The sequence below is a fragment of the Streptomyces sp. NPDC097107 genome (genome assembly GCF_044762405.1).
In the GTDB taxonomy this organism is placed as follows: Bacteria; Actinomycetota; Actinomycetes; order Streptomycetales; family Streptomycetaceae; genus Streptomyces; species Streptomyces thinghirensis.
Genome location: NZ_JBIWEF010000012.1, coordinates 266,279 through 275,247 on the forward strand (window position 1 = coordinate 266,279; position 8,969 = coordinate 275,247).

Annotated in this window: 9 protein-coding genes; all 9 read left to right on the top strand. The window is 71.6% G+C overall.

The annotated features are described in order from the left end of the window. Positions 1-334: 334 nt before the first annotated feature. Positions 335-1,237: a squalene synthase HpnC gene (hpnC, locus tag ACIQ1J_RS27860; RefSeq protein ID WP_403561026.1), complete on the top strand. Its 903-nt coding sequence runs from the start codon at positions 335-337 to the stop codon at positions 1,235-1,237. Beyond that, positions 1,234-2,184 carry a presqualene diphosphate synthase HpnD gene (gene hpnD / locus ACIQ1J_RS27865; RefSeq protein WP_403561028.1) on the top strand — a complete coding sequence of 317 codons (951 nt, stop codon included), beginning with the start codon at positions 1,234-1,236 and terminating at the stop codon, positions 2,182-2,184. The genes hpnC and hpnD overlap by 4 nt, the downstream gene beginning before the upstream one ends. Continuing rightward, on the top strand, positions 2,184-2,342 hold the full coding sequence (locus ACIQ1J_RS27870; RefSeq protein WP_403561030.1) for a DUF6380 family protein: 159 nt from the start codon (positions 2,184-2,186) through the stop codon (positions 2,340-2,342). The genes hpnD and ACIQ1J_RS27870 overlap by 1 nt, the downstream gene beginning before the upstream one ends. Beyond that, a complete protein-coding gene (hpnE, locus tag ACIQ1J_RS27875; RefSeq protein WP_403561032.1) occupies positions 2,339-3,775 on the top strand; it encodes a hydroxysqualene dehydroxylase HpnE in 1,437 nt (478 codons plus the stop codon). Before ACIQ1J_RS27870 ends, hpnE begins: the two co-directional genes overlap by 4 nt. A gap of 68 nt (positions 3,776-3,843) precedes the next feature. Then, positions 3,844-4,908, top strand: a complete 1,065-nt coding sequence (locus ACIQ1J_RS27880) for a polyprenyl synthetase family protein (RefSeq protein ID WP_403561062.1) — start codon at positions 3,844-3,846, stop codon at positions 4,906-4,908. Positions 4,909-5,025: 117 nt separating this feature from the next. Beyond that, positions 5,026-7,089, top strand: coding sequence for a squalene--hopene cyclase (gene shc, locus ACIQ1J_RS27885; RefSeq protein WP_403561034.1), 2,064 nt, complete (start codon positions 5,026-5,028; stop codon positions 7,087-7,089). Next, on the top strand, positions 7,089-7,730 hold the full coding sequence (locus tag ACIQ1J_RS27890) for a 1-hydroxy-2-methyl-2-butenyl 4-diphosphate reductase (RefSeq protein WP_210960999.1): 642 nt from the start codon (positions 7,089-7,091) through the stop codon (positions 7,728-7,730). Before shc ends, ACIQ1J_RS27890 begins: the two co-directional genes overlap by 1 nt. 6 nt (positions 7,731-7,736) lie before the next feature. Then, positions 7,737-8,759 carry an adenosyl-hopene transferase HpnH gene (hpnH, locus tag ACIQ1J_RS27895; RefSeq protein ID WP_210960998.1) on the top strand — a complete coding sequence of 341 codons (1,023 nt, stop codon included), beginning with the start codon at positions 7,737-7,739 and terminating at the stop codon, positions 8,757-8,759. Positions 8,760-8,763: 4 nt separating this feature from the next. Further along, positions 8,764-8,969: flavodoxin-dependent (E)-4-hydroxy-3-methylbut-2-enyl-diphosphate synthase (locus tag ACIQ1J_RS27900; RefSeq protein WP_403561037.1), on the top strand; the 206-nt coding region annotated here is incomplete at its 3' end.

Below are 8,969 nucleotides of genomic sequence, written 5' to 3' on the forward strand. Positions count from 1 at the left end.
ACTGTTCCGGCGTGGCCCCGCGTCTGCAAAGGAAGCGTCAACTCCTGGCGTTCGCAGGAACCTTGAAGCCGATCGGTGTGTTCTTGTGATGCGCCAATGACCCCGGCGAACCTCCGTGAGTTGTACAACGTAAGCTGTACCGGTCCCGAAACGCGGCACATGTAGCGATAATGCCCGACACCCTCGAGCGGGCCTGCCGCGCGGGCGGTCGGGCGGCGTGTCCGAAATAGTGTGCGTTGGGTCGGCAGTGTAGAACGGGAGATGTGACGGCAATGGCTACGGAAACTCCCCACCTCCCCGAAGCGTGCGCCGTCGCCGCCCAGGGCAGTCCGCGATGACGGTGCGCGAAACGGCGCACGGCGTCGACCCGGAGCGCGGCACCCTCGCCAAGGCCGCGGACGAGAACTTCCCCGTGGCCCCCTTCTTCCTGCCGCGCGACTGGCGCACCGACCTCATGGCCGTGTACGGCTTCGCCCGCCTCGTCGACGACATCGGTGACGGCGACCTGGCCCCCGGCGGCGCCGACGCCCGCCTCCTCGGCGTCCCCGCCGGCCGCGCCGAGGACCGGCTGCTGATGCTGGACGCCTTCGAGGACGACCTGCGCAGGGTCTTCGACGGCTCCCCCCGCCACCCCTTGCTGCGCCGCCTCCAGCCGACCGTGCGCCGCCGCTCGCTGACCCCCGGTCCCTTCCTCGGCCTGATCGCCGCCAACCGCCAGGACCAGCTGGTCGGGCGGTACGAGACCTACGACGACCTCCTCGCCTACTGCGAGCTGTCCGCCAACCCGGTCGGCCGGCTCGTCCTCGCCGTCACCGGTACCTCGACGCCCGAGCGGGTCCGCCGCTCCGACGCGATCTGCACCGCCCTGCAGATCGTCGAGCACCTTCAGGACGTCGCCGAGGACCTGCGCCGCGACCGTGTCTACCTCCCCGCCGAGGACATGAAGCGCTTCCACGTCCAGGAGACGGACCTCGCCGCGCCCACCGCCGGCGCGTCGGTACGCGCCCTGGTCGCGTACGAGGCCGGACGCGCCCGCGATCTGCTGAATGAGGGCGCCCCCCTGGTGAGCAGCGTCCACGGCAGGCTGCGCCTGCTGCTCGCGGGGTTCGTGGCGGGAGGAAGGGCGGCCCTCCGGGCGATCGCCGCCGTCGATCACGACGTACTTCCCGGCCCACCCAAGCCCGGCAAGGTCCAGTTGCTGCGCGAGGTGGGCGTGACCCTGCGAGGAGAGGGGTGATCGGGACCGTGGAGTCGTCAGCGCACGCGTCGGCGCCGGTGCTCGCCGCCTACAGCTACTGCGAGGCCGTCACCGGACAGCAGGCCCGCAACTTCGCCTACGGCATCCGGCTGCTGCCGACGCCCAAGCGCCGGGCGATGTCGGCGCTGTACGCGTTCTCGCGCCGCGTCGACGACATCGGCGACGGGGTGCTGGCGGACGACGTCAAGGTCGCCAGGCTCGAGGAGACCCGGGCCGTACTCGCCCGCATCCACGAGGGCGCCGTCGACGAGGACGACACCGACCCGGTCGCCGTCGCCCTCGCCCACGCCGCGCGTGCCTTCCCGATCCCGCTCGGCGGCCTCGACGAACTGATCGACGGCGTCCAGATGGACCTGCGGGGCGAGACCTACGAGACCTGGGACGACCTGAAGGTCTACTGCCGCCGCGTGGCGGGCGCCATCGGACGCCTCTCACTCGGCGTGTTCGGTACGGAACCAGGGGCGCGCGGCGCCGAGCGCGCGCCCGAGTACGCCGACACGCTCGGGCTCGCGCTTCAGCTCACCAACATCCTGCGGGACGTCCGTGAGGACGCCGAGGACGGGCGGACCTACCTGCCCGCCGACGATCTGGCCAAGTTCGGCTGTTCGGCCGGATTCAGCGGGCCGACACCACCCGAGGGCTCCGATTTCGCGGGCCTCGTGCACTTCGAAGTGCGCCGGACCCGCGCCCTCTTCGCCGAGGGATACCGGCTGCTGCCCATGCTCGACCGGCGCAGCGGCGCCTGCGTGGCCGCCATGGCCGGCATCTACCGCCGCCTCCTGGACCGCATCGAGCGCGATCCGGAGGCCGTGCTGCGCGGCCGGGTATCGCTCCCCGGCCGGGAGAAGGCATACGTCGCCGTGCGGGGCCTGTCCGGTCTCGACGCCCGGCACGTCACCCGGCGGGCCATAAGGAGGCGCGCCTGATGGACACATCCGGCACACTCGACACGCCGGGCCCGGGCGATACCTCCGGAGAAGAACGGCGGGCAACCCTCCGGTGGCGGTCGGCGTCCCTGACTGAGACGGTCTGCCGTACGCCGTTCAAGCACCGCGGCGACCGGACAGGGAAGGGCGCACCATGACGCACGGCAACGGCACGCGTGACGGCGGGCAGCTCGCGGATGTCTCAGCCCTCCGCCCCGGCGGACATGCCGTCGTGGTCGGTGGCGGGCTCGCCGGAGTCACCGCCGCGCTCGCGCTCGCCGACGCCGGAGTGCGCGTCACCCTGCTCGAAGGGCGGCCGCGCCTGGGCGGGCTCGCCTTCTCCTTCCAGCGTGGCGACCTCACCGTCGACAACGGCCAGCACGTGTACCTGCGCTGCTGCACCGCCTACCGCTGGTTCCTCGACCGTATCGGGGGGACGGCGCTCGCTCCCGTGCAGGACCGTCTCGACGTGCCCGTCCTCGACCTGGCCAGGCCGGAGGGACGGCGGCTCGGCAGACTGCGGCGCGACGCGCTGCCCGTGCCCCTGCACCTGGGGCGGAGCCTCGCCACCTATCCGCATCTCTCGCTCGCCGAGCGCGCGAGTGTCGGGCGTGCCGCGCTCGCGCTCAAAGGGCTCGACCTCGCCGACCCCGCCCTGGACACGCAGGACTTCGGCAGCTGGCTGACCAGGCACGGTCAGTCGGCGCGTGCCGTCGAGGCCCTGTGGGACCTGGTCGGTGTCGCCACCCTCAACGCGGTCGCGGGTGACGCCTCCCTGGGGCTCGCCGCGATGGTGTTCAAGACCGGTCTGCTGTCCGACCCGGGCGCGGCCGACATCGGCTGGGCCCGCGTCCCGCTGGGCGAACTGCACGACCGGCTGGCCCGCAAGGCGCTCGACTCCGCGGGTGTCCGTACCGAGGTCCGTACACGCGTCACCTCCGTCTGTATGAACGAGAACGGCGGCTGGAGCGTTCAGGTTCCCGACGAGACGCTCGAGGCGGACGCGGTCGTCCTCGCCGTCCCGCAGCACGAGGCGCACGACCTGCTGCCCGCCGGTGCCCTCGACGCCCCCGGAAATCTTCTGGAGATCGGCACCGCGCCGATCCTCAACATCCACGTGATCTACGACCGCAAGGTGCTCGCCACTCCGTTCCTCACGGCTCTGGGCACCCCGGTCCAGTGGGTGTTCGACCGTACCGAGGCCTCCGGGCTGAAGGAGGGTCAGTACCTGGCGCTGTCTCAGTCGACCGCGCAGAACGAGATCGACGAGCCCGTGGCCGCGTTGCGCGAGCGCTACCTGCCCGAGCTGGAGCGGCTGCTGCCCCGCACCCGGGGTGCCGAGGTCAAGGACTTCTTCGTGACCAGGGAGCGCACCGCGACCTTCGCTCCCGCCCCCGGCGTCGGACGGCTCCGGCCCGGCGCCCGTACCAAGGCACCCGGCCTCTACCTGGCCGGAGCGTGGACCGCCACAGGGTGGCCCGCGACCATGGAGAGTGCGGTTCGCAGCGGTGTCGGGGCGGCGGGCGCCGCGCTCGGCGCCCTGGGCCGGTCCCGCGGCCTCCTTCCCGATTTCTTCGAGGAGGCGGCGTGAAAGCAGATCCGCGTGGGACCGACTCCCGCACTCCCGGTACCGCAACTGGAGGAAAGACTGTGCCCACTGTGCCCCCGGCCCCGAAAGCCGCTCCGAGGACCACGGTGGACGTGACCGCGCTCCTGGAGCGCGGCCGGACCCTGTCGACGCCGGTTCTGCGGGCGGCCGTCGACCGCCTGGCACCGCCCATGGACACCGTCGCCGCCTACCACTTCGGCTGGATCGACGCCCAGGGCAAGCCCGCGGACGGCGACGGCGGCAAGGCCGTCCGCCCCGCGCTCGCGGTGCTCTCCGCCGAGGTCACCGGTGCCGCGCCCGAGGTCGGTGTGCCCGGAGCGGTGGCCGTGGAGCTGGTGCACAACTTCTCCCTCCTGCACGACGACCTGATGGACGGCGACGAGCAGCGCCGCCACCGGGACACGGTCTGGAAGGTGCACGGCCCCGCCCAGGCCATCCTCGTCGGCGACGCGCTGTTCGCCCTGGCCAACGAGGTGCTCCTGGAACTGGGCACCGTCGAGGCCGGCCGCGCCACCCGCCGTCTCACCAGCGCCACCCGCGCCCTGATCGACGGTCAGGCGCAGGACATCTCCTACGAGCACCGCGACCGCGTCAGCGTCGAGGAGTGCCTGGAGATGGAGGGCAACAAGACCGGCGCCCTGCTCGCCTCCGCCAGCTCCATCGGAGCGGTACTCGGCGGCGCCGACGAGCACACCGCCGACACGCTGGAGAAGTACGGCTACCACCTGGGCCTCGCCTTCCAGGCCGTCGACGACCTCCTCGGCATCTGGGGCGACCCGGACGCCACCGGCAAGCAGACCTGGAGCGACCTGCGCCAGCGCAAGAAGTCCCTGCCCGTCGTGGCCGCCCTCGCGGCGGGCGGCCACGCCTCCGAGCGGCTCGGCGAGATCCTCGCCGCCGACGCCAAGGCCAGCGACTTCGCGAACTTCTCCGAGGAGGAGTTCGCGGCCCGCGCCGCCCTGATCGAGGAAGCGGGCGGCCGGGAATGGACCGCCGACGAGGCACGCCGTCAGCACACCATCGCCATCGAAGCCCTCGACTCCGTCGACATGCCCGACCGGGTGCGGGACCGGTTCACGGCGCTCGCGGACTTCGTCGTCGTACGAAAGAGATGATCACTATCGGTCGAATAGCCCTCGCGTAGTCGCCGGCCGGTGTCGCGGGTAGACGAGCACCGGCCGACGGCGGACCCACAGCAGAAGCACCATTTGTTACTGCACGAAGGGGAAGCCATGACAGCGACGACCGACGGAAGCACCGGGGCCACCCTGAAGCCCCTCGCAGCCGCGGCCAGCGAAACCGACATCACGATCCCCGCGACGGCGGCCGGGGTACCAGAAGCCGCCGCACGCGCCACCCGGCGCGCCACGGACTTCCTGCTCTCCCGGCAGGACGCCCAGGGCTGGTGGAAGGGCGACCTCGAGACGAACGTCACGATGGACGCCGAGGACCTGCTCCTGCGCCAGTTCCTGGGCATCCTGGACGAGGGGACCGCACACGCCGCCGCCCTCTTCATCCGCGGCGAGCAGCGCGAGGACGGCACCTGGGCCACCTTCTACGGCGGCCCCGGCGACCTGTCCGCCACCATCGAGGCCTACGTCGCCCTCCGCCTGGCCGGCGACTCGCCCGACGCGCCGCACATGGCCAGAGCGTCGGACTGGGTCCGCACCCGGGGCGGCATCGCCTCCGCCCGCGTCTTCACCCGGATCTGGCTGGCCCTGTTCGGCTGGTGGAAGTGGGACGACCTGCCCGAACTCCCGCCGGAACTCATCTACTTCCCCACCTGGGTGCCGCTCAACATCTACGACTTCGGCTGCTGGGCCCGGCAGACCATCGTGCCCCTCACCATCGTCTCCGCGAAGCGGCCGGTACGTCCCGCGCCCTTCCCGCTCGACGAGCTGCACACCGACCCGGCCCTCCCCAACCCTCCGCGCCCCCCGGCACCGGCGGCGAGCTGGGACGGCTTCTTCCAGCGCCTCGACAAGGCACTGCACGCCTACCGCAAGGTCGCCCCGCGCCGGCTGCGCCGGGCCGCGATGAACACCGCCGGCCGCTGGATCATCGAGCGTCAGGAGAACGACGGCTGCTGGGGCGGCATCCAGCCACCGGCCGTGTACTCGGTCATCGCGCTCTATCTCCTCGGCTACGACCTCGAACACCCCGTGATCCGCGCGGGCCTGGAGTCGCTGGACCGCTTCGCCGTGTGGCGCGAGGACGGGGCCCGGATGATCGAGGCCTGCCAGTCCCCGGTGTGGGACACCTGCCTGGCCACCATCGCGCTGGCCGACGCGGGCGTGCCCGCCGACCACCCGCAGCTGGTGAAGGCCGCGGACTGGATGCTCGGCGAGCAGATCGTGCGCCCCGGCGACTGGTCGGTGAAGCGGCCCGGACTCCCGCCCGGCGGCTGGGCGTTCGAGTTCCACAACGACAACTACCCCGACATCGACGACACCGCCGAGGTGGTCCTCGCCCTGCGCCGGGTCAGCCACCACGACCCGGAGCGGGTGGAGAAGGCGATCGGCCGCGGCGTGCGCTGGAACCTCGGCATGCAGTCGAAGAACGGCGCCTGGGGCGCGTTCGACGTCGACAACACCAGCTCCTTCCCCAACCGGCTGCCGTTCTGCGACTTCGGCGAGGTCATCGACCCGCCGTCCGCGGACGTCACCGCGCACGTCGTCGAGATGCTCGCCGTCGAGGGCCTCGCCCACGACCCGCGCACCCGGCGCGGTATCCAGTGGCTGCTGGACGAACAGGAGGCGGACGGTTCGTGGTTCGGCCGCTGGGGCGTCAACTACGTCTACGGCACCGGCTCCGTCGTTCCCGCCCTGACCGCCGCCGGACTCCCCGTCTCGCACCCGGCCATCCGCCGCGCGGTGACCTGGCTGGAGTCCGTCCAGAACGACGACGGCGGCTGGGGCGAGGACCTGCGCTCCTACCGGTACGTCAGGGAGTGGAGCGGCCGGGGCGCCTCGACCGCCTCGCAGACGGCCTGGGCGCTGATGGCCCTGCTCGCCGCGGGGGAGCGGGAGTCCAAGGCCGTCGAACGCGGTATCGAGTGGCTGGCCGCCACCCAGCGGGAGGACGGTTCCTGGGACGAGCCCTACTTCACCGGGACCGGCTTCCCCTGGGACTTCTCCATCAACTACCACCTCTACCGGCTGGTCTTTCCGCTCACCGCGCTGGGCAGGTACGTGCACGGCGAACCCTTCGCCGGGAAACCGCACGCGGCGGTGGTCACCGCCCCCGCCGGGCAGCCCCCGACCGAGACGTCCGCGGCCGAGGTGAGGGGCAGCTGATGAACCGACAGCCCGGCCCGTCCCCGCTGCTGATCGCCTGCGCGCTCGGCATCGAGCACCTCGCCCTGCGCACCGGCGACCGCGGCGGCGCCGGCGGGCCGGTCACCGTCCTGCGTACGGGCATGGGTCCGAAGGCGGCCGAGCGCTCGGTCGCCCGGGTCCTGGCCGAACCGGCGCTGGACGGCGCCGCAGTGCTGGCCACCGGCTTCTGCGCGGGCCTCGCCCCCGGTATGCACCCCGGCGACCTGGTCGTCGCCGAGGAGACCCGGGACCCGCGCGGTACCGTCGCCGGCGTCGGGACGGACCGGCTGGTCAAGGAACTGGCGCGCGCCGTGCCCGGGCGCACCGTCCACACCGGTCCGCTGACCGGCTCGGACCACGTCGTCCGGGGTCCCGAACGCGCCGACCTGCTCGCGACCGGAGCGATCGCCGTCGACATGGAGTCCGCGGCCACGCTCCTGAGCGCCGTCCGGACGGGCGTGCGCCCGGTTGCGGCCGTCCGGGTGGTCGTGGACGCTCCAGAACACGAACTCGTCCGGATCGGCACGGTGCGCGGTGGAATATCGGCTTTCCGCGTCCTTCGATCCGTTCTTCCCGCATTCTTCGAATGGCACCGTTCGTTGCTGCTCCCCCGGAGGTGAGCCCAGATGGCCATGCCGCTGCGCCAGTCCATCAAGGTCGCTACATACCTGGCCGAACAGAAGATTCGCCGACGGGACAAGTTCCCGCTCATCGTGGAGTTGGAGCCGCTCTTCGCCTGCAACCTGGCGTGCGAGGGATGCGGCAAGATCCAGCACCCGGCCGGCGTGCTCAAGCAGCGCATGCCGGTCGCGCAGGCCGTGGGTGCGGTGCTCGAATCGGGGGCGCCGATGGTCTCCATCGCCGGCGGCGAGCCCCTGATGCACCCTCAGATCGACGAGATCGTCCGGCAGTTGGTGGCCAGGCGGAAGTACGTCTTCCTGTGCACCAACGCGCTGCTCATGCGCAAGAAGATGGACAAGTTCAAGCCCTCGCCGTACTTCGCCTTCGCGGTGCACATCGACGGGCTGCGGGAGCGGCACGACGAGTCCGTGGCGAAGGAGGGGGTGTTCGACGAGGCCGTGGAGGCCATGAAGGAGGCCAAGCGGCGCGGCTTCCGGGTGACCACCAACTCGACCTTCTTCAACACCGACACCCCGCAGACCATCGTCGAGGTCCTCAACTACCTCAACGACGACCTCAAGGTCGACGAGATGATGATCTCGCCCGCCTACGCCTACGAGAAGGCGCCCGACCAGGAGCACTTCCTGGGCGTGGAGCAGACCCGCGAGCTCTTCAAGAAGGCCTTCTCGGGCGGCAACCGGGCCCGCTGGCGGCTCAACCACTCCCCGCTGTTCCTCGACTTCCTGGAGGGCAAGGTCGACTTCCCGTGCACCGCGTGGGCGATCCCGAACTACTCCCTCTTCGGCTGGCAGCGCCCCTGCTACCTGATGAGCGACGGGTACGTCCCGACGTACCGGGAACTGATCGAGGACACCGACTGGGACAAGTACGGCCGCGGCAAGGACCCGCGCTGCGCCAACTGCATGGCTCACTGCGGCTACGAGCCCACCGCCGTCCTGGCCACCATGGGCTCCCTCAAGGAGTCCCTGCGTGCGATGCGCGAGACCGTCTCCTCGAACCGGGACTGATGTCGTGAACGCCATCTCCCTGGGCGTCCCCGAGGTACCGGCCCGGCCGATCGCCGAGCGACGCGTGTCGCGGCGGATCCAGGTCGGGCCGGTCCCGGTGGGGGGCGGGGCCCCGGTGTCGGTGCAGTCCATGACCACCACCCGTACGTCGGACATCGGCGCGACGCTCCAGCAGATCGCCGAGCTGACGGCGTCCGGCTGCCAGATCGT